At 67.9% G+C, this 21443-nt stretch carries 19 protein-coding genes; 13 read left to right on the forward strand and 6 right to left on the reverse strand.

All coding sequences use genetic code 11. The features are described from left to right. The first annotated feature begins 72 nt into the window (after positions 1-72). The 11 genes from ACFFC4_RS00650 (at position 73) to ACFFC4_RS00700 (ending at position 15230) form a co-directional block, all read left to right on the forward strand. Positions 73-1749: a GspE/PulE family protein gene (locus ACFFC4_RS00650; protein WP_375496736.1), complete on the forward strand. Its 1677-nt coding sequence runs from the start codon at positions 73-75 to the stop codon at positions 1747-1749. A gap of 34 nt (positions 1750-1783) precedes the next feature. Then, positions 1784-2896, forward strand: a complete 1113-nt coding sequence (locus tag ACFFC4_RS00655) for a type IV pilus twitching motility protein PilT (protein ID WP_375496738.1) — start codon at positions 1784-1786, stop codon at positions 2894-2896. 68 nt (positions 2897-2964) lie between these two features. Continuing rightward, positions 2965-4185, forward strand: a complete 1221-nt coding sequence (locus ACFFC4_RS00660; RefSeq protein ID WP_375497158.1) for a type II secretion system F family protein — start codon at positions 2965-2967, stop codon at positions 4183-4185. A gap of 179 nt (positions 4186-4364) precedes the next feature. Continuing rightward, positions 4365-4835, forward strand: a complete 471-nt coding sequence (locus ACFFC4_RS00665) for a prepilin-type N-terminal cleavage/methylation domain-containing protein (protein ID WP_375496740.1) — start codon at positions 4365-4367, stop codon at positions 4833-4835. 139 nt (positions 4836-4974) lie between these two features. Continuing rightward, positions 4975-5766 (forward strand): prepilin peptidase, encoded by a 792-nt coding sequence (locus ACFFC4_RS00670; protein WP_375496742.1) that lies wholly within the window; start codon positions 4975-4977, stop codon positions 5764-5766. Positions 5767-5780: 14 nt separating this feature from the next. Further along, positions 5781-6860 (forward strand): type IV pilus assembly protein PilM, encoded by a 1080-nt coding sequence (gene pilM / locus ACFFC4_RS00675; protein ID WP_375496744.1) that lies wholly within the window; start codon positions 5781-5783, stop codon positions 6858-6860. Positions 6861-6927: 67 nt separating this feature from the next. Further along, a complete protein-coding gene (locus ACFFC4_RS00680) occupies positions 6928-7638 on the forward strand; it encodes a hypothetical protein (RefSeq protein ID WP_375496746.1) in 711 nt (236 codons plus the stop codon). After that, positions 7638-8324: a hypothetical protein gene (locus ACFFC4_RS00685; protein WP_375496748.1), complete on the forward strand. Its 687-nt coding sequence runs from the start codon at positions 7638-7640 to the stop codon at positions 8322-8324. Before ACFFC4_RS00680 ends, ACFFC4_RS00685 begins: the two co-directional genes overlap by 1 nt. A gap of 14 nt (positions 8325-8338) precedes the next feature. Then, on the forward strand, positions 8339-13012 hold the full coding sequence (locus ACFFC4_RS00690; RefSeq protein WP_375496750.1) for a putative Ig domain-containing protein: 4674 nt from the start codon (positions 8339-8341) through the stop codon (positions 13010-13012). Continuing rightward, the gene (locus tag ACFFC4_RS00695) at positions 13009-13671 is read left to right on the forward strand and encodes a hypothetical protein (protein WP_375496752.1); all 663 of its coding nucleotides are present in this window, start codon (positions 13009-13011) and stop codon (positions 13669-13671) included. Before ACFFC4_RS00690 ends, ACFFC4_RS00695 begins: the two co-directional genes overlap by 4 nt. A gap of 68 nt (positions 13672-13739) precedes the next feature. After that, positions 13740-15230, forward strand: coding sequence for a ricin-type beta-trefoil lectin domain protein (locus ACFFC4_RS00700; RefSeq protein WP_375496754.1), 1491 nt, complete (start codon positions 13740-13742; stop codon positions 15228-15230). A 9-nt stretch (positions 15231-15239) separates the two neighbouring features. On the opposite strand, the gene ACFFC4_RS00705 is transcribed toward ACFFC4_RS00700, so the two are convergent. From ACFFC4_RS00705 to ACFFC4_RS00715, 3 genes are read right to left on the reverse strand one after another with little or no spacing between them, the layout of a single operon-like run. Beyond that, on the reverse strand, positions 15240-16079 hold the full coding sequence (locus tag ACFFC4_RS00705; RefSeq protein ID WP_375496756.1) for an aldo/keto reductase: 840 nt from the start codon (positions 16077-16079) through the stop codon (positions 15240-15242). Between the two features lie 31 nt (positions 16080-16110). Continuing rightward, the gene (locus tag ACFFC4_RS00710) at positions 16111-16620 is read right to left on the reverse strand and encodes a PH domain-containing protein (protein ID WP_375496758.1); all 510 of its coding nucleotides are present in this window, start codon (positions 16618-16620) and stop codon (positions 16111-16113) included. Between the two features lie 9 nt (positions 16621-16629). Beyond that, positions 16630-17418: a biotin--[acetyl-CoA-carboxylase] ligase gene (locus ACFFC4_RS00715; RefSeq protein ID WP_375496760.1), complete on the reverse strand. Its 789-nt coding sequence runs from the start codon at positions 17416-17418 to the stop codon at positions 16630-16632. Between the two features lie 77 nt (positions 17419-17495). Here ACFFC4_RS00715 and ACFFC4_RS00720 point away from each other — a divergent pair, with 77 nt between their 5' ends. Then, positions 17496-19106, forward strand: a complete 1611-nt coding sequence (locus ACFFC4_RS00720) for an acyl-CoA carboxylase subunit beta (RefSeq protein WP_375496762.1) — start codon at positions 17496-17498, stop codon at positions 19104-19106. A 103-nt stretch (positions 19107-19209) separates the two neighbouring features. Then, positions 19210-19428, forward strand: a complete 219-nt coding sequence (locus ACFFC4_RS00725) for an acyl-CoA carboxylase subunit epsilon (RefSeq protein WP_375496764.1) — start codon at positions 19210-19212, stop codon at positions 19426-19428. Between the two features lie 56 nt (positions 19429-19484). Here ACFFC4_RS00725 and ACFFC4_RS00730 read toward each other — a convergent pair whose 3' ends face one another. From ACFFC4_RS00730 to ACFFC4_RS00740, 3 genes are read right to left on the reverse strand one after another with little or no spacing between them, the layout of a single operon-like run. After that, the gene (locus ACFFC4_RS00730) at positions 19485-20129 is read right to left on the reverse strand and encodes an META domain-containing protein (protein WP_375496766.1); all 645 of its coding nucleotides are present in this window, start codon (positions 20127-20129) and stop codon (positions 19485-19487) included. After that, complete coding sequence (locus tag ACFFC4_RS00735; protein WP_375496768.1) at positions 20126-20617, reverse strand: RNA polymerase sigma factor; 492 nt, start codon at positions 20615-20617, stop codon at positions 20126-20128. The genes ACFFC4_RS00730 and ACFFC4_RS00735 overlap by 4 nt, the downstream gene beginning before the upstream one ends. A 49-nt stretch (positions 20618-20666) precedes the next feature. Beyond that, positions 20667-21440, reverse strand: coding sequence for a creatininase family protein (locus ACFFC4_RS00740; RefSeq protein WP_375496770.1), 774 nt, complete (start codon positions 21438-21440; stop codon positions 20667-20669). Positions 21441-21443: the final 3 nt, after the last annotated feature.

Below are 21443 nucleotides of genomic sequence, written 5' to 3' on the forward strand. Positions count from 1 at the left end.
AGGTTGCCGCGCTCTCGGCCGATACCTACGTCGACGGAGCGGCAAAGACCGCACTACCCGAGGGGAGCACGAGTGACCGCGTCCTATCGACCCCTGCTCGACGCACTGCAAGCGCGCGGAGCCGACGCGCACGCCCTTCAAGAGGCGGCGGACGAAGCTGATCGCACCGGGCGCTCGATTCGTGACGTCCTCATCAACGACTTCGTCGTCTCCGAGATGGAACTGGTCGACGCCTCGGCCGACGCCCACGGCATCAACAGCATCGACCTTCTCGGCTACCCGCTGGACGCGGGCGCCATGGCCATGGTCCCGCTGCCGCTGGCCATTCGGCACCGTGCGATCGGCGTCGGCATCCAGGGCGACGAACTCATCGTCGCCGTGTCCGACCCGGCCGACATCGTCGCCCTGGACGATATTCGCGCCGCCACGGGCATGACGGTCGTGCCGGTGGTCGCCGCCCGCAGTGAGCTGCGAAAACTAATCGACCGGATGAAACGCGAGCAGACCGACCTTGCCGACATCGCCGGCAGCTTCCGTGACGACGACGCCGAGTCCACGGACTCGGCAGTCGGCTTCGACTCCGGTGCCGACGCCCCGATCGTGCGTTACGTGAACTCCCTGATTGAGCAGGCGATTCAGAACCGGGCGTCCGACCTGCACCTCGAGCCCACCGAGCACGATCTGCGGGTGCGCTTCCGCATCGACGGCGTGCTCCACGAGATCGACCGGGTGCCCGCCGCCGTGCAGTCCCCGCTGATCTCCCGCCTGAAGATCATGGCAAGCGTCGACATCACCGAGAAGCGGATACCGCAGAACGGCCGCATCACCGTGCGCCTCGACCGGCACAAGGTCGACCTGCGACTGGCGACGCTGCCCACCGTCTGGGGCGAAAAGGTCGTCCTGCGCGTGCTGGACACCGGCGGCATCGACCTGGAGCTGAAGAAGCTCGGTTTCAGCGGCCCTACCTACGACCGATACGCAAAGTCGTTCAACAAACCACACGGTATGGTACTGGTGACCGGGCCGACCGGATCGGGCAAGTCGACGACGCTGTACGCCACGCTGGCCGAGATCAGCAAGCCCGAGGTCAACATCATCACCGTCGAGGACCCGGTCGAGTACCGGCTGGCGGGCGTGAACCAGGTACAGGTGAACCACAAGGCCGGCCTGACGTTTGCTGCGGTGCTGCCGGCAATCCTGCGTTCCGACCCGGACGTCGTGCTGATCGGTGAGATCCGCGACCGGGCGACGGCACAGTTGGCGGTGGAGGCCGCCCTGACCGGCCACCTCGTGCTGTCGACGCTGCACACCAACGACGCACCCAGTGCCGTCACTCGGTTGATCGAGATGGGCATCGAGCCATTCCTGGTCGGCTCCTCGATGGACTGCGTGCTCGCCCAGCGGCTCTCGCGCCGGCTCTGCGAGTGGTGCAAGGAACCATTTGCTCCCTCGGAGGAGGAGCTGACCGCGCTCAACTGGCCGGTCAGGTCGGTGCCCCTGCCGGAGAAGCTGTGGCGCCCGGTCGGCTGCCGGTCGTGCGGGCAGACCGGCTACCGCGGCCGCGTCGCCGTCAACGAGGTCATGCCGATCTCGGAGGAGATCGAGCGCATGGCCGTGACGCATGCCTCGGCCACCGACATCCACCGCGTCGCCGTGGCCGAAGGCATGACCACGCTGCGCGAGGACGGCCTGCTCAAGGCGGCCGCCGGCTTGACGACCATCGAGGAGATCTTCCGTGTCACCGTGTGACGTTTCACCGCACACCTGCTGGACGAGGTAACGCATGCCCGCACTGTCCAGCGTGACGTTCGAGCCGGTAACGACTGAGCACCGGCGTCGGATGGACGAGCTGCTGCGCCTGACGTTCGCCCGTGGCGGGTCGGACCTCCACTTGACCGCCGGCATCGCGCCATGCATCCGAGTGCACGGCTCGCTGTGCCCCGTCGAGGACATGGCCAGGCTGGAGCCGGACGATACCGAAGCGCTGATCAGTTCGATCCTGTCGGACGAGCAGTGGGCGAAGTTCCAGCGCACGAAGGAACTGGACACGTCCTACGCGATCGAGAACATCAGCCGGTTCCGGGTCAACGTCTTCGTGCAGCGCGGCTCGGTCGGCGCGGTGCTGCGCACCATCCCGCACAACATCCGCAGCCTGGGCGAGCTCGGCCTGCCACCTGACGTCGAGCGGTTCGCCCACCTGCCGCGCGGCCTGGTGCTGGTGACCGGGCCGACGGGATCGGGCAAGTCGACGACCCTGGCCGCCCTGCTCGACATCGCGAACAAGACCCGTTCGTCGCACATCATGACCATCGAGGACCCGATCGAGTACCTGCACACCCACCAGCGCTGCGTGGTGAACCAGCGTGAGGTCGGCGAGGACACCGACGACTTCCCCACTGCACTCAAGCACGTGCTGCGCCAGGACCCGGACATCATCCTGGTCGGTGAGCTGCGCGACCTCGAGACGACCGCGACCGCCGTCACCGCGGCCGAGACCGGGCACCTCGTGCTCGCCACTCTGCACACCCAGTCGGCCGCCCAGACCATCGACCGCTTGATCGACATTTTCCCGGCCCATCAGCAGTCGCAGATCCGCGCACAGCTGTCGAACTGCCTGCAGGGTGTCGTCACTCAGGCGCTCGCACCGACCCGCGACGGCAACGGCCGCACGATCATCTGCGAGATCATGGTCGCCACTCCGGCGATCCGCAATCTGATCCGCGAGGGCAAGGTGCACCAGATCCCGACGTTCCTGCAGAGCTCGGCCGAGCTCGGGATGATCAGCTTCGATCAACACCTGGCCCAGCGCTACCGCGAGCAGATCATCAGCAAGCACCAGGCCCTTGAGTTGGCCCACGATCCCGGCGAGTTCAAGCGATTGGCAGGCCTGATGTGAGTGACGCGTGCGGAACGAACCATGCCTGACCAGCTTCGCCGGCCGAACGGAGTGAGTCTGTGACCGCTATGAAGACCTTCAGTTACGAGGCACTCGACCAGTCGGGGTCGGTCGTCAAGGGCAAGATCGAGTCCGAGTCGGTCGACGCCGCGGCAAAGGCGCTCAGCGGCCAGCGCATGGTGCCGCTCGAGATCGCCGGCGAGGGCACCGGCCTGAACCGGGAACTGAGCATCCCCGGACTCGGGGGCAAGACGAAGCTCAAGGACCTCGCGGTCTTCTCACGACAGTTCGCCTCGATGACGTCATCGGGCCTGACGCTGCTGCGCTCGCTGGGCATCCTCGAAGAGCAGACGCCGAAGCCCCAGCTCAAAGCGGCGATCGCCAAGGTGCGCACCGACGTCCAGGGCGGCACCACGCTGTCGACCGCGATGTCCGCGCACCCCGATCATTTCCCACTGCTGATGGTGAACATGGTCCGCGCCGGGGAGACCGGCGGTTTCCTCGACGATGCGCTCGCCCGGATCGCGTTGATGTACGAGGCCGACGCGAACCTGCGCGCGAAGATCAAGTCGGCAATGACCTACCCGGTCATCGTGCTGCTGTTCTCGCTGCTGCTGGGCACCGGCGTGATCGTCTTCATCGTCCCGGTGTTCGAACACATGTTCAAGCAGCTGGGTGGTAGCTTGCCGCTGCCTACGCAGATCATGGTGACGCTGTCGCACAACATGTATTGGGCCGGTCCGATCGTTCTTGTTGTTGCCGTTGGTGGCTATAAGGCATACAAGACGGCCTATCGGAACAAACCCGAGTTCCGGCTCACGATAGATAAGCTGAAACTGCGGCTGCCGGTGTTCGGCCCGCTGTTCACCAAGTTGGCCATCAGCCGATGGGCGCGCAACCTGGGCACCCTGCTGGGCGTCGGCGTGCCGATCATCCAGGCGTTGGAGGTGGTCGGCGGCACCTCCGGCAACGCGGTTGTCAGCGCCGCGATGAACGACGTGCGCGACACCGTGCGGGTGGGCGGCCAGATGTCGACCACTCTGGAGAAACACCCGCTGTTCCCCTCCATGGTCACGCAGATGATGCAGGTGGGCGAGGAGACCGGCCAGATCACCGAGATGCTCGACAAGCTCGCCGACTACTACGACAAGGAAGTCGAGACGGCGACCGAGTCGTTGTCGGCGGCGATGGAACCACTGCTGGTGGTGTTGCTCGGCGCAGTCATCGGCCTGATGGTCGTCTGCCTCTACCTGCCGATGTTCACGATCTACCAGCACATCCAGTCGTAACGCAGTCGAGTCGCCCGCGGCCGTCGGCTGCGGGCGCTCTGTGCTGTCCGCAACCGGCGGTTAGATCGACGAAAAAAACCAAACAAGAACCTAATGTCGCGCCTCGGGCCGCCGATGAGACAGGTGAAGGGTCCCAGTCGGCAGTCCTCGCCGAGCCCGTCATAGCCCAGGAGGCTTCCATGCTGCAGAACCGCTTGGCTCAGCTCCGCGAGGAGCGCGCCGAAGGCGACCGCGGATTTACTCTCATCGAGCTGCTCGTGGTCGTCGTGATCATCGGCATCCTGATCGCGATCGCGATCCCGCTGTACCTGAACTACAAGAAGGGTGCTAACGACAAGTCGGCAGCGTCGGACCTACGCAGCGCCGTCAGCGTGTTGGAGCAATGCAACTCGGACAACACCACATACCCGCTGACCATCGGCGCTGGAACGTCCAGCTCGACAGCCGGTACCTCAGGTGCGCCCTGCACCGGACAGACCATCAACGAGAGCACCGGCACCTACTTCACGTACAGCCCGTACAGCGATGCCGCTGGCACAACCGCGTGCACCGCGACCCCTTGCTTGTCTTACCAGCTCGTTGCTCAGAACTCGAACGGCTCCAGCAAGACCTACACGTATAAGAGCTGGCTCGGCGGCTCGGTCAAGTAGGCCTCATCTCGACGCCTGCCAGCTCGGCCACGATTCATTCACCGATCGACACTGCTCGCCGGAGACCACGCGGTCTCCGGCGAGCGAGTGGTGAAAATACCTGAGCTACACCGTCACTCCACTATTGAAGGGAAGTGCCATGCCGGTTCTCGTCGTCGCCATGGCGCTGCTCGGTCTGGTGGTCGGGTCGTTCCTCAACGTCGTCATCCACCGCGTTCCGCGGCAAGAGTCCCTGGTGCGCCCCGGCTCGCACTGCCCGCAGTGCAACACCGAGATCCGAGCCCGGCACAACGTGCCGCTCGCCGGCTGGCTGGTCCTGCGCGGGAAATGCGCGGACTGCGCCGCACCGATCAGCGCCCGCTATCCCGGCGTGGAGCTGGTCACCGCGGTACTGTTCGTCGCGACGACGCTGCAGCTCGCGCAGTTGCACCTGCTTGCGGCCCTGCCCGCGTACCTGTTCTTCGTCTCAGCAGGCGTGGCCCTCGCGGTCATCGACCTCGACGTGCACCGGCTGCCCAACGCGATCGTGTACCCCAGCTACCTCGTGATCGCCGTCCTGCTCACCGCTGCATGCGCAGTGACCGGCAGCTTTGAACCGCTGATTCGGGCCGCGCTTGCCGGTGCGGTGCTGTTCTCGTTCTTCCTCGCTCTCGCATTTGCCAGCCCCAAGGGCATGGGCCTAGGGGACGTCAAGCTGGCCGGCGTGCTCGGCATGGCGCTCGGCTTCCTGTCCTACCCCGCCGTACTGGTCGGCACCTTCGCTGCCTTCCTGCTCGGCGGATTCGTCGGCGCGGTGCTCATCCTGGCTCGCCGCGCCGGCCGGACGTCGCTCATCCCCTTCGGTCCGGCGATGGTCGGCGGTGCGTTGATCGCCCTGTTCGCCAGCGCACCACTGGTCGACGCCTACTCCACCCTCGCGCACACGGCCTGACCGGAGACGACCCAATGAAGCACCGCCAAGTCAGAATCAACCGCGTCGGGATCATCAACCCGGACGGGCATGTCATCGGCCTCGACATCGGTGCCACCGCTGTCCGCGCGTCCATTCTCGCGGCCGGCACCCTCGACGGGCGGCCGTCGGTCACCGTGCACGGGATCGGTCAGGTCGAACTCGCCAGTGGCGTCGTGGTCAAGGGCGAAGTGCGCGAGCCGGACGCCCTCACCGCCGCGCTCAGGCAACTCTGGACCGCGCACAAGTTCGAGTGCCGCAACGTCATCCTCGGCGTGGCCAACCCGCAGGTGCTCGTCCGCGACCTCAGCGTGCCGAACATCGACCCGGGGCGCAGGGCCAAGGCGTTGCCCTTCCAGGCCAAGGAAGTCATCGCGCTGCCGATCGAGGAGGTTGTGCTCGACTTCTCGCCGCTCGAGACGTCTGCCGACGGCGAGACGCTGCACGGACTGCTGATCGCGGCGCCGCGCAAGCCACTGCTGGCCATGGTGCACGCGGTCGAGCAGGCCAAACTGCGCGTGGCGCGGGTGGATCTCGCCAGCTTCGGCATCCTGCGGGCGATCGGCGGCGAGCAGCTCACCGTCGAGGCGGTCGTCGACCTCGGCGCGCACATGACGACGATCGTCATCCACGATCACGGCGTCCCGCGGCTGGTCCGCACCCTGGCTCGCGGCGGCGACGACCTCACGGCGAACCTGGCCGAACGGCTGAACATCGAGGTCCTTGAGGCCGAGACGCTGAAGCGGCAGAGCGGTCTGGACGGCGCAAACCCCGAGGCCAACCGAGCGCTGGCCGAGAGCCTGCGCCCGCTGCTGGCCGAGATCCGGACATCGATCGGATACTTTCGGTCGTCACGCAACACCGCACCGATCGAGCGCATCTCCCTGACCGGCGGCGGGGCCAATCTGTCCGGCCTCACCCAGGTGATGACCGATCAGACCGGGTTGCCGGCCGCTGTCGTCGACCCGCTACAGCACGTCCGCAACCGGTTGGCCTCGAAGGAGGTGCGCGGCGCGCAATTCGAAGGCGCGCCCAGCGCGGTCGCCCTAGGTCTCGCGATGGGTGCGGCAGCATGACCACCCTCCGCTTCGCTCCGGGCGCCACAGGCCATGCACATTCGTCCTTCGCTCGCGGAGCTCGCTCATGACCACCCTCCTCGCTGAACCCGGCGCAGATAACCTCTGGGCCAGCATGCCCGGCTGGGGAATCGTCGCCGACCTGACGCCGCCAGAGCTCGTTGCCGCTCGCAGCCTGCGAGTGCTGCGCAAGCAACTCGCGGCCGCCCTCGCGCTCGTTGTGCTGCTCTGCGCCGCGGGTTACGTCTGGGCCGCCCGGCAGACCTCGGCAGCAGAAGACCAGCTGGCGGCATCCCAGGTCACCACGGCTCGACTGAACGCCGAGAACGCCAAGTACTCCGACGTCGTCAACCTGCAGAGCGCCACCAGTGCCATCACCAACCAGCTCTCGACACTGATGTCGACCGACGTCGACGTCGCCGGATTCATCGAGCGGATGCGCGCCGCAGCGCCGGCCGGCACCACGTTCACGTCGGTCGCGCTGACGTTCAACGCCGCCGCCGGTGCGACGTCCGCCGGCACCGTCGGTGGCACCGCGCCGGCCATCGGCACACTCAGCCTCTCCGGAGTGTCCCGCCGCATGGTCGACGTCGCCTCCTACGTGACCGCGCTGCAGGGCCTGGCCGGCGTCGTCAACGTCATCCCGTCGACCAACTCGGCCACGAAGTCCGGCGGGCGCGCTACCTGGTCGATCACCGCGCAGCTGACCGACAAGCTCTACACGCACCGCTTCAAGGCTGCGGCGACGAACACCGGCAACGCCGGCGGAGGCCACTGATGAACCTCGAGACCCTGCAGAGCCGGCGAGCCTGGCTCGCCAGCGGCGCGGCGCTGGCCGTGCTGATCGTCGCGGTCAGCTACTTCCTGGTGATCCTGCCCAAGCTCGGTGCTGCCTCCGACACCCGGACCCAGGCGAACGACACCGACGTTGCGAATACGGCGGTGCTGGCCCGCCAGAGCGTTCTCGCCCGCCAGCAGAGGGGCATCGCCGCGATGCGGGCCGATCTCGCCGCCGCGTTGACGGCGCTGCCGGCGACCAGCGCGCTGCCGGAGTTCACGAATGAAGTGACCCAGGCGGCTGCCACGACCGGCGTGACCCTGCAGAACATCAGCGTAGGCACGCCCGCGGCAGTCGTCTCTGCCGCCGCAGCGCCGGCGTCACCCGCGGCGACCGACTCCGCCACGACTTCGAGCACGACCTCGACGGCTTCGGCAGCCGGGCCGACCCCCAGCAGCCCTGCGCAGTATCAACTGAATATCACACTTGCCACGAGCGGCTCGACCGAGAACCAGCTCGCCTTCGTCAAGAAGATCCAGAACGGGCCCCGCCGGGCGCTGCTGACGTCCTCGTCCTTCACCAGCACCGGGAGCAAGGTCGTCATGACCAGCCAGCTGACCATCTTCACCTCCCCCATGTCGGAGCAGCAGGTCGCGCAGCTGCGCAAGCTGCTCGCCGCGGACTGAGGTCTCGGCGCACCATGAACGCGTTGCTGGACGGCGTCCGCCGTGTCGCCCACCGGGCCGCCCGTCGGGCCCGGCGTCGACTGTCCGGCGGTGACGACGGCTTCGTGCTGCTCGAATCCATCATCGCGATCACTCTGATCACGTTCATCATGGCCGCCATCGGCGTCGAGTTCGTCTCCGGTATGGCGGCCGTAGCGCGGCAACGCGCCACGCAGAGCGCGGTTCAGGTCGCCAATTCCACGCTGGAGCAGCTCCGTGCGCTGCAGCCGAGCGATCTCGTCACCGGCCGAGGCAGCCAGAGCGTCCAGACCCAGTTCGCCAAGGGCAACGCGATCTCGACGATCTCGCCGTGGCTGCAGCAGATGGACCAGACCAGCGACCCCGATCCCAGCCTCCCGACGACAGCTGGCGCCAACGCGACGATCCCCACGTGCGACCCGGCGCCGCAGGGCGCCGCCGGACCGGCCCTCTGCACGCAGAAGCCGGGCGCCGTGGCGTTCACGGTCGCCCAATTCCTCGGCACCTGCTGGCTGCCCGCCTCAGGTGGCGCGTGCGTTCCAGTCGCCCTCAAACCACCAGCAGACCCCAACACGTCGGGCCCCGTTCAGTACCTGCGCGCCGTCGTCTCGGTGAGCTGGAAGAGCGGCAACTGCCCCACCGGTTGCTACTACGTCACTAACACCCTGATCAACGCCGACCCGGACCCGACCTTCAAGGCGAACCAGCCGCCACGGGCGGCGCCGATCATCGTCGATCCGGGCGACCAGTTCGACGACACCGGCGGCAACGTGGCACTGCAGCTGTCGTTGCAGGCGGGCACCGGCGTCCCCGGTTACAACTGGGAGCTGACCGCGGGATCCCTGCCGGCCGGCTTGACCCTGTCTCCGAGCGGCTTGATCTCCGGAACGGTGACGGGACCGGCTTCGTCCGCTCCCCTGACGGTGCGGGTCACCGACGGGTTCGGCCGGCAGGACACCTCGACGTTCACCTGGACGGTCGCCGCCGCACCGACCCTCACCACACCGGGGAACCAGACAACCGCGCTGAACTCGCCCGTCAGTCTGCAACTGACCACCACCTGCCCGAACACCCCGTGCACGTACCAGCTCAACAATCCGCCGGCCGGATTGACCATCGGCAGTACCGGCCTGATCACGGGCACGCCGACCACCGCAGGGACGACGACTACGTCGGTCACCGTCACCGACGCGGCGAACACGACGATCACCAGCGACCCGTTCAGCTGGACCATCTTGCCCGCAGCGGCGACATGCGCGAGCGCGGTCACGCTGGGCAACGGCAGTTTCGAGAGCCCCGCCGTGGCGGCGGGCGCGTTCATCAATGTCGCCAACGGAACCACCGGCCTGGTGTGGAAGACCACCAACTCGAACGGCCAGATCGAATTCTGGTCCAACAGCGCCGCCGCGACGAGCGGCAACGGTGGCACTGCTATCACCGCGAAGGCCGGCAGTCAGTGGGTCGAACTCAACGGCGGCGGAATGGACACCCTCTACCAGGACCTGCCCACCACGCCCGGCCAGGTGTTGCAGTGGTCGCTGTGGCACCGAGCTCGCAACGCGACCGGCAACGTCAACGCACAGGACACGATGCAGGTACAGCTGGGCTCGACGACCAAGCTGACCGCCCAGGTCCCCAACGGCGCCACCTCGGCGACCATCTCCGACAGCGCGTCCGCGTGGGTGCAGTACACAGGTGTGTACACCGTGCCGGCCGGCCAGACGACGACGCGCTTCGCAGTCGCGGCCACGAGCACCTCGAGCGGCAACGCCTCGGCCGGCAACTTCATCGACGGTCTCACCCTGACCGGCGCACCGTGCCTGCCGAGCCGGCCGAGCGCGCAGTCGAGCACGGTGGGCCGCACGATCACGCCTCTCACGCTGAGCGCCGCGCAGGGCTCCGGGTCCTACATCTGGACCGGGGGCAGCACCCTCCCGCCCGGGCTGACGCTGAGCTCGAGCGGGGTCATCTCCGGCACGCCGACCTCGGCGGGCACCTTCACGGTCTCGTTGACGGTGACCGACGCGCTGTCGGGTTACCAGCAACTCGTGACGTTCAGCTGGACGGTCAGGGCCGCCCCGACCGTGAGCACGCCGGCCAATCAGACCACGTCGGCCGGCGTGAACGGCACGCTGACCGTCTCCTCGACCTGCTCTTATGCGCCGTGCACCTTCAGTGCGACCGGTCTGCCCGCGGGTGTGACGATCAACGCCTCGACCGGTGTCATCTCGGGAACCCCCACCACCGCCGGCGCGACGAGCTCCACGGTCACCATCCGCGACGCTTCCGGCGCCACCGCCACCAGCGCATCGTTCACCTGGACCATCCTGGCGGCGCCGACGATCACCACGCCCGGCAACGTGAGCGCCTACGTCGGCGTGCCGGTCAGCTATTCGATCAGCTCGACGTGCTCGAACACGCCGTGCACCTTCGCGCTGGCCGGCGCGCCACCGGGCCTGACCATCAACAGCGCCACCGGCGTCATCAGCGGCACGCCCACTACGGCAGGCGTCTCCAACGCGGTGACCGCGACGATCACCGACGCCGCGGGCGCCACCGCCAGCACCGCACCGTTCACCATCACGGTCTATGCCCGGCCGACGATCACATCACCCGGCAATCAGACGAGCACCGTCAACACCGCGCTCATCCTGGCGATCAGTTCGACGTGTCCCAACACTCCGTGCACCTACGCGCTCAGCGGTGCACCGGCCGGTCTGACCATCGGCGGCAACGGCCGGATCACCGGCACGCCGACCATGACCGGTACCGCCAGCTCGGTGAAGGTCACCATGACCGACGCCGGCGGGGTCGCGGTGGACACCGGCACGTTCACCTGGACGATCACCCCCGCACCGTCCGTGACGTCGCCCGGTAACCAGAGCACCGTCAACAATGCCGCGGTCAACCTGACGCTGACCAAGTCCTGCCCGAACGCACCGTGCGCCTACCGGCTCAACGGCGGTCCGGCCGGCCTGTCGATCAGCAGCGCCGGTGTCGTGTCCGGCACCGTCACGAGCGCACCGCAGACGTTCTCCGGCGTCACCATCACGGTGACGGACAGTTCGGGGGCCACTGCCACCAGCGCGTCGTTCACCTGGACGGTGACCGCCCCACTCGTCGGTCGCTGGGCCTTCGACGAGGCGAGCGGAGCGACCGCTGCCGACTCCTCGGGCGGCGGCCACCAGGCAGCCCTGACCGGCACCTACACCCGCTCCGGCGCGGCGGCTCAGGGCGCGTACGCACTGAACCTGGCCGGCAACGTGGCCGCGACCGCCAGCGGCACCGTGCTCGACACCAGCGGCGACTTCACGGTCTCGGCATGGGTCCGGCTGAACAACACCTCGACGACGCAGACCTTCGTCAGCCAGGACGGTACGAACGTCAGCGCCTTCGCGTTGCAGTACAACTCGACCGTCGGCAAGTTCGTCTTCTCCCGCGCGGCGTCGGACTCCGCGAGCGCTACGGTGACGACAGTGAGCGCCATCAGCGCGCCCACCGTCGGCCAGTGGTACCACCTCACCGGCGTGCATAACTCGACGGCCGACACGTTGGCGCTGTACGTCAACGGAGTCAAGCAAGGTAGCTCCGTCGCCTACAGCACCGGGTGGAACGCAGCCGGCACGGGCAAGTTCGTGATCGGCCGGGGCAAGGCCGGCGGCAGCGCCGCGAACTACGCCAACGCCTCCATCGACGAGGTGCGGGCCTACGGCAGCGCGCTGTCCGACGACGCGGTCGCGCAGTTGCCGCAGGCGCTGTACTGGCCGCTGGACGAGGGCAGCGGCACGACGGCCAACGACAGCTCGCCGGCGAACGTCGGCGGAACGCTCAGCGGCGGGGCCTCCTGGACTCCCGGCGTGGTCGGACCGAACGCGGTTCAGCTCAATGCCGCCGACGGGGCGGTCACCGGCAGCGGCCCGGCCATCGACACCAGCCAGAGCTTCACGGTCACCGCGTACGCGAGGGCGGACTCCGCGACAGCCAGTGGCAGCAACACCGGCACGGTGGCCAGCGTCGACGGCACGAACGTGAGTGCCTTCGCGATCGTCGCGACCGGCGGGCATTGGGCACTGGCGCGACCGGCGAGCGACTCGACCACGGCGACGATCACCGTGAATACCGCGACGTCCACCATCACGGCCGGCCAGTGGTACCAGCTCACCGCGGTGTACGACAGCGTCGCGAAGACGGTCTCGCTCTTTGTCAACGGCGTGCGTCAGGGCTCGCCGGTGGCGTTCACGAGCGGATTCGAAGGCACCGGCTCGTTCGTCGTCGGCCGGTCGAAGAGCGGCTCGAGCCGTTACTGGTTCGGCGGCGCGGTTGACGACGTCCAGGCGTTCCAGTTCGCGGCGGACCAGGCGAACGTGACCGCGTTGACCACGCTCACCCCGCCGACACCGGCGGCTCCCACCGCGAGTGCCGGCGTCGCGACGGCCACGGTGTCGTGGACCGCGCCGACGCAGGTCGCCGGCAGCCCGATCACCGGTTACGTCGTCACGCCCTACTTGGACGGCTTCGCGCAGACGCCGGTGAGCTACGGCTCCACCGCGACCTCGCAGACCCTCACCGGTCTGACGAGCGGCGGCTCCTACACGTTCAGCGTCGCCGCGGTGAATGCGAACGGCACGTCGGCAACCAGCGCGGTGTCCGATTCGGTGTTGGTGTCATGAGCGCAGGGGTTCACGCTGTGCGCAGCCGGCTGCGCCGCCTTGCCGACGACGATCAGGGCACCACACTGATGGAACTGCTGGTCGGCATGGCGGTCATGACGGTCTTCATGTCGATCTTCCTCACCGCCACGCTCATGATGACCCAGACCGCGAACAAGGTCGAGGCGACCTCCATCTCGGCCAGCCAGACCAACCAGGCGTTCCTGCGGCTCGACAAGACCATCCGCTACGCCAGCGCGATCAGCACACCAGGGGTGTCCGCGGCGTCCGGCGACTGGTACGTCGAGCTGGACTCACCGCCCACGTCGGTCGCCGGGTCCGACACCTGCACCCAGCTGCGCATCGACTCGAACAAGCTGCAACAGCGCACCTGGGCGATCACCAACGGCACCGCCGGCACGGCCTCGGGATGGACCGCCATCGCCAGCTCTCTCACGAACGGCGCGGCCGCGACCGGCTCGGCCGACGTGCCCTTCACCGCGCCAGCCGCGTCGTCGGCGGCGAGCACCACCTTCCAACGGCTGCAGGTGGTGCTGGTGTCCACTTCCGGCAATGCCACGACGGCGACGAACCGCGCCCAGCTGACCTTCACCGCGCTGAACAGCGACGTTTCGCTGGCCAGCAATGCGACCACCTGCCAGCAATGGGGACGACCGTGAACCGTCGGGCTAGGGATCTCCTACGGGGACGCCTGCCGCGCCCCGGTGACGACAGCGGCAACATCGCGATGCTCCTGCTGGTGATCCTCGTCGGCGCCACCATAGGTTCGCTTTTGCTGAGCATCATCGTCAACCAGTTCAGCTCCACCCGGTTCAGCGCCTCCCGCGTCCGATCGCTGGACGCCGCGCAGGCCGGCGTCGACGTCATGCTCGGCCAGCTGCGCGCTGCCAAGTCCACCGGAACCGATGGCAAGACGTTCGGCAACTCCGACTCGCTGCCGTGCACGCCCGTCACCGGTGCGGCAAACGCGTCCGGAACGATGACCTACACCGTGACCGTCTCCTACTACTCGAGCGACCCGGCCAAGGGAGCTACGCCGATGGCGTGCTCCAGCGGTGGGGGACCGTACGACAGCACGAGCGGCGCCCATACCCCTCGGTATGCAAAGATCACGTCGACCGGCGTCGATACCGCTAACCCGAATTCGGCGAGTAAGGGGCGCACGCTCACCACCACGTACATCTTCCAGACCGACGACGTGAACATCCCGGGCGGCGAGATCCAGCTCTACTCGAGCGGCAACGCCAAATGGTGCATGGACGCCAAGTCAGCGACGCCGGTAGCGGGCGCACGCATTCTTCTCGAGCCCTGCAGCACATCTGTACCGCCGGCCGCGAGCCAGGTGTTCGCCTACCGGTCGGACCTGAGCATCCAACTGGTGTCGTCGGTGACCACCACCTACCCGACCGGCCTGTGCCTCGACACCTCGCCCGTCACACACGTCGCCGGCCGCGCCATCGTCTTCCAACCGTGTTACGCCCTGGGCAGCTCGCCCTGGAACCAGCAGTGGAGCGTCGACAGCAGCGCACACCTGGAAGGCGCGAAAACCGATCAGTCCGACATCGACAACACCTGCATCAGCGCTGCCACGCAGACCGCTGACACCCCGCTGCTGCTGCAGACGTGCACCGTCAACAACGTCACGGACACGCAGCAAACCTGGGTTCCGTCAGCGACCACCGGGGACGGCTCGGCCGGTGGCGCAAACGGCAACATTGTCAACTACCGGAATTTCGCCAACTGCGTCGACGTGGCCGGAAAGGACCCGAACACGCCATACCTTCAGCTGTACACCTGCAAGACCAATCCATCGTCGGCCAACCTCGACTGGAACCAGGTGTTCTCACCTGGGCTGAACATTGCGGGCTCGTCCGGGCTGCCCCGCACCGGAACGCTGACCACGACGAACAACGGCGTCAACTACTGCATGCAGAGCCCCACGGCCACCGGCGGGTATGTCACCGTGTCGAGGGCGTGCACCAGCAACTGGACGTACTACCAGACGAAGGACAGCGCGGGTAGGCCGCTGTCGTACGCGCGGGTGTACACGATTGTGGACAGCCTGGGCCGGTGCTTGAGCAGCGGTCCGGCCAACGACTTACGCAACAACCTCTATCTCAAGGTGATCGTCTCGACGTGCGACGGCAGCACGTCGCAGAAGTGGAACGCCGACCCGAGCGTGCTCGCGTCCCGGCTCACCAACACCGGCGAGAACTGAGGCCGCCTGTCAGGACGGGATCATGTCGAACGTGTCGGGGTCGGGGCCGGTGCGCTCGCCGCGGTCCAGGCCGCTGATCATGGCCACGTCGATGTCCTCGAGCTCGAAGTCGAAGATGTCGAAGTTCTCCTGCATCCGGGCGGGGGTCACGGACTTGGGAAAGACGATGTCACCGCGCTGAACGTGCCAGCGAAGCACGACCTGGGCCGGCGACTTGCCGACGCGGCCGGCGATCTCGGTGACGGTCGGGTCGTCGAGGACCGCCCCTTGGGCGATCGGCGACCATGCCTCGACCGCGATCTCGTGCTCGTGACAGAACGCGCGCAGCTCGTCCTGGACGAGGAACGGGTGAACCTCGATCTGGTTGACGGCCGGCCGCACGATCGTCTCCTCGTGCAGCCGGCGCAGGTGGTGCGCCTGGAAGTTCGAGACGCCGATCGAACGCGCCCGACCGTCGTGGTAGAACTCCTCCAACGTCTTCCAGGTCGACACGAAGTCGCCGTCGTAGCGCGTCGGCAACGGCCAGTGGATGAGGAATAGATCGACGTAGTCCCCGCCGAGCGCCGCGATCGTGTCGTCGAAGGCCTTGCGGGCGTCGTCGGGGCGGTGGTAGCCGTTGTTCAGCTTGCTGGTAATGAACACCTCAGAACGGTCGATGCCGGATTTCGCGATGGCCTCGCCGACCTCTTTCTCGTTGCCATACATCTCGGCGGTGTCGATGTGGCGGTAGCCGATCTCGAGCGCGCGGGTGACGGCCTCGACCGTGTCGCCGGGCTCGATCTGGAAGACCCCGAAGCCGAGTTGCGGGATCGTCTTGCCGTCATTGAGCAGGATGTCGGGAACAGTCATACCGATCAGGTACCCGCCGCTCGGTGTCTGCTCACTGGCGCGAGCGACGCGAGTCGTCCTCCTCGATGAGCCGGTTGAGCGTCTGCTGCACGTCGTCGGAGTGCGGCACGTTCTTCAGCTGCTCCTGGCCGTGCTCGCCGGCGGACTCGATCACGAGCGTGCCGGCGCCGACCATGCGGTCCCAGAGCGACTGGGTGAAGGCCACATCATTGATGCGCTGCAGCGCGATGTCGCGCCCCGTGTGGGTCAGGACGCCGCGACGGATGAGCACCCGGTGGGTGGTCAGCACGAAGTGGGTGGTGCGCCAGCGGATCCACGGAGCGAGCGTGAGGATCGACAGCAACAGAACGGCGACGGCCAGGATGATCAGCAGCACGACAGTGCGTTTCGTGCCGTTGTCAGGCGCGAAGTAGACGCCGACACCGGCGCCCGCACAGATGACGACCAACCAGAGGGTGGCCGGGACGAGTGTGATCCAGTGCGGATGCAGGTGCTCCACGACCTGCTCGTCGTTGGCCAGCAACTTCTCCGGGTAGGGCATGACGCGAGGCTAGCGGCTGAACCGAAGATGCTCGACGTCTCCCGCGCCGACGGCGTGGGGGCCGTTGCCGTCGAGGACGACGATGCGCCCGTAGCCGTCGATATCGGTCGCGAGGCCCTCGAGCGTGCGCCCGTCGCCGAGCGAGACGCGCACCTGGCTGCCGAGAGTGGCGCAGGCCGCGCGGTAGGCGCCCGCGAGCCCACTGCCGACCGCGTCGCCGGCGGCGGCGTACCAGCGCTCGAGCCAACGACCGAGATGAGCGAGGATCCCGCCGAGCAAGACGCTGCGGTCCAACGTTCCGGTCGCGCCCGCACCCTGCAGTGACGTCGCGGTCGGCACCGGCAGCTCGTCCCGCGTCGTCGACACGTTGAGCCCGATGCCGACAACGGCCACCCCGCCGGCACTCTGCGCCAGGATGCCGGCCACCTTGGCCTCGCCCACCAGGACGTCATTCGGCCACTTGAGCACCACGTCGACCCCAGCGACGTCGTGCACGGCCTCGACCGTCGCGACTCCACAGAGCAGCGGCAGCCAACCCCAGTGCTCCAGCGGGACGCCCGGCCGCAGCGCGATCGAGAAGGTCAGCCCGGAGCGGGGCGGCGAGGACCAACTCCGGTCGAGTCGGCCCCGGCCGGCGGTCTGCTCCTCCGCCACCAGCACGCTGCGGTCGGCTACCCCGGCGTCGGCGACGAGGTCGGCGTTGGTGGACGCGGTGCGCTCGACGATCCGGATGCGCGGCCAGGCCTCGCCGGCCGCCGCACGGATACGGTTCAGGTCCAGAGGTGAACGGTCCGGCACCTTGCCACCGTAGCGAGCGCGAGCCGTGCGTCACCTCCGTGGGCAGCCCGGCAACGCGGCCGAATAAGCTGCGGCCCATGGCAGCCGATCCCGCCGACGCGACCGCCCCCGCGTCCGACGCACTCGACCCGCACACCACCGCCGGCAAGCTGGCCGACCTGGACCGGCGCTTCGAGGAGGCGGTGCACGCGGGCTCCGCCCGGGCCGTCGAGAAGCAGCACGCCAAGGGCAAGATGACGGCGCGCGAGCGCATCGAGGCACTGCTCGACGAGGGCTCGTTCACCGAGTTCGACGCCTTCGCCCGGCACCGCTCCACCAACTTCGGCATGGAGCAGAACCGGCCGTTCGGCGACGGCGTGGTCACCGGTTGCGGCACGGTCGACGGCAGGCCGGTGTGCGTCTTCAGCCAGGACGTCACCGTTTTCGGCGGCGCGCTGGGTCAGGTGTACGGAGAAAAGATCGTCAAAGTCCTGGACTTCGCGATGAAGACGGGCTGCCCGGTCGTCGGCATCAACGAGGGCGGCGGCGCGCGCATCCAGGAGGGCGTCGTCTCGCTCGGCCTCTACGGCGACATCTTCCACCGCACCGTCCGCGCGTCGGGCGTCATCCCACAGATCTCGCTGATCATGGGCGCGGCCGCGGGCGGGCACGTCTACTCCCCCGCGCTCACCGACTTCATCGTCATGGTCGACAAGACCTCGCAGATGTTCATCACCGGCCCGGACGTGGTGAAGACGGTGACCGGCGAGGACGTCACCCTCGAAGAACTGGGTGGAGCGCGCACGCACAACACCACCAGCGGAAACGCGCACTACCTCGGCTCGGACGAGGAGGACGCGATCAACTACGTCAAGTCGCTGCTGTCCTACCTGCCCTCGAACAACCTGGATCCCGTCCCGGTTTACGACACCGAGGTGTCCGACGTGGTCGACGGGTCGGACGCCTTCCTGGACACGTTCATCCCGGACTCCGCGAACACCCCGTACGACATGCACGAGATCATCGAGCACCTCGTCGACGACGGTGAGTTCCTCGAGGTGCAGGCGCTGTTCGCGCAGAACATCATCGTCGGCTTCGGGCGGGTCGAGGGGTATCCGGTCGGTGTCGTGGCCAACCAGCCGATGCACTTCGCCGGTTGCCTGGACATTGACGCCTCCGAGAAGGCCGCCCGCTTCGTGCGCACCTGCGACGCGTTCAATGTGCCGGTGCTGACGCTGGTTGACGTGCCCGGCTTCCTGCCCGGCGTGCAGCAGGAGCATCAGGGCATCATCCGACGCGGCGCAAAGTTGATCTACGCGTATTCCGAGGCGACCGTACCCAAGGTCACGGTGATCACCCGCAAGGCCTTCGGCGGCGCGTACGACGTCATGGGCTCCAAGCACCTGGGTGCCGACATCAACGTGGCCTGGCCCACGGCGCAGATCGCGGTCGTCGGCGCGCAGGGGGCGACCAACATCCTGCACCGCAAGCGCCTCGCCGCGGCCGATGACCCGGAGGCGCTGCGGGCCGAACTCGTGCAGGAGTACGAGGACACCCTCGTCAATCCCTATGTCGCCGCCGACCGTGGTTATCTCGACGCGGTGATCCCCCCCGCACAGACCCGTCCGTACGTCATCCGGGCGCTGCGGATGCTGCGCAACAAACGTGAGACGTTGCCGCCCAAGAAGCACGGGAACATTCCCCTGTGAGCGACGCTTGCGGAGCGAACAATGTCATCGCGCGAGCCGAAGGCGAGCTCGCGCCGCAGGATCGACCCGAACGAAGTGAGCGGTCGAGACCAGGAGCGAAATCGTGAGCGACGCTGAAACGACCCTCCGCATCGTCCGCGGTGATGCGTCGCCCGAGGACGTCGCGGTGCTGACCGCGCTGCTGGCCGCGACGGGCGGTGGGGACGAACCGGAACCGCCAGTGTTGCGCGGTGGCTGGCGCGATCCCGCCCGGCAGCACCGCCGCCAGCTCCACCCCGGTCCCGGGGCCTGGCGCTCGTCCGGCTCGTACGCCGCGCCGTAGTCGGTCGCCCCACCCGCCCCGCCACTGCAAGGGGTCGGGGTTCGCGGAGCGGACGCTCAGCTGGGTTCGGCCGGTCGAGGCTGGGACGACGTCGCCACCGGCGCGCCGTAGGCGAAGGTCAACGTGAAGCCCTTGGCCGACAGCTGCAGGTGGTGACCGTTGACGTCCACGGCTACGCCGGCCCCGCTGCCGATGAAGGCGCCGAGCCCGTCGAGAGCGGCCAGTCTCCCCAGATCTCTGCCGGCGTAGCCGACCAGCGTTATCGCCCCATCACTCACCTTCAGGCTTCCGCCCCGCTCGACCGAATACTTCCCGCTGAAACTGTTCACGCTGTCGGAGCCGCCGAACGAGACGCCGTCACTGTCGAAAGCGATGTAAGCCCCGACGCCATCGGAAACGGCGACCTGCCGGCCGTCGGGATAACGCACCTCAGTGAGTCGCCACTCGGTGCCGGCCAGCGCCGCTGCGGCGGTGCGGCCCGAGCCGGTCTTGTCGTCGGAGGATCCCCCACGGGATACGGCGACCACGATGACAACGGCAACGAGGACGCTCAACGCCGCCGCGACCGGGGTCAACCACGACCACGGACGACGAGGCGGGCGGGCCGGCGATCGGCCGACCTCAGGACGCAACAGCGCCGGCGTGACCGCGGCACCCCGCCGGTGCAGGGCATCTCGCACCTGTTGTTCGAGCTCACTCATGGTCGGCCTTCCAGGCGTTGTTCGAGGGTGGCCAGCGCGCGACGCGTCGAGGTCGACACCGCGGCGGCGCGGATGCCGAGAACCGCGGCGACCTCTGCTACGGACAGGTCCTCGTAGTACCGCAGCACGATGACCTCCTGCTGCCGGCGCGGCAGCGCGGCGATGGCAGCGAGGACGACCCGGTCGCCCTCGGCACCGAGGACATCGACGTCTGCGGCCGGAGCGTCGCCGGGGAGGTCCGGCGCACGCTGCAGATAGGAACGCACCGTTCGCCGGCGACGCAGTACCGAACGGCATCGGTTGACGACCGCACGGCGCAGGTAGCGCAACGGGTCGGTCGGCGTCGTGTCGGGCAGGCCGGCGAAGACGTCCTGCACGACGTCCTCGGCGGTGTCCAGATCGTCGACGAACTGCCTGGCCAGGCGCACGAGGCCGAGGTAGTGCTGCGCGTACAGCGCGGCACGGCTCTGCTCGCTGTCGATCGACACGGTCCCCACAGTCCTACAGACGCACGGGACGTGCGGATCGAACTATGTCTCAGCCGGGCAGGAAGGTCGCGATCTCGCGCAGGGACTCGACGCACCCGGCGACGCTGGCCTCGAACTGCGCTTTGCCGGCCTCGGCCGTGGCGCCGGTGGGATCGCCGATCGTTCCGTCCGTCCCGAAGTCGTTCGACAGCCAGCCGAAGCTGACCGGCTTGCCGAACCCGATCTTCTTGTAGTTCGCCATACGTTCCGGTACGGAGCGGACAGCGTGCTCCATGTGCACGAGGTCAGGGCGCAGGTGCAGCATGATCGACGTCTCGCTGTACCCGCCGTGGACGCCCAGGCCGAGCTCGTCCTCGGGCGCGGCGGTGCTGCGTCCACCCTGGTCGACCGGCACCGAGGCGTGCATGAGGAACGTGCGCAGGCCGAACTCGCGGCGCAGCTCGCGGCAGGCCACCTGGAGCAGGGCGCTGTTGCCGCCGTGCCCGTTCAGGAACACCAGCCGCCGCGCCGGCGACGCTGCCACCGACCGCCCGATGTCGACGAGCACGCGCATCAGCGTGTCCCACGACAGCCAGATCGTGCCCGAGGACCACGCGTGCTCGTCGGACTTGGTGAAGGCCAGCGTCGGCAACCGCCACACGTCGAGCTCGCCCTCGACCTCGGCGGTGACCGCCCTGGAATACGCGTCGGCGACGGTGTAGTCGGTCGAGACCGGCAGGTGCGCGCCGTGCTGCTCGATCGCACCCATGCCCAGCAGCACGACCGAGTCGGGGCCGAGCACGTCGGCCGACGCCGGCCCGGTGAGGTCGATGTACTCGGGCACGGC

Source organism: uncultured Jatrophihabitans sp. (assembly GCF_964244045.1).
In the GTDB taxonomy this organism is placed as follows: Bacteria; Actinomycetota; Actinomycetes; order Mycobacteriales; family Jatrophihabitantaceae; genus Jatrophihabitans.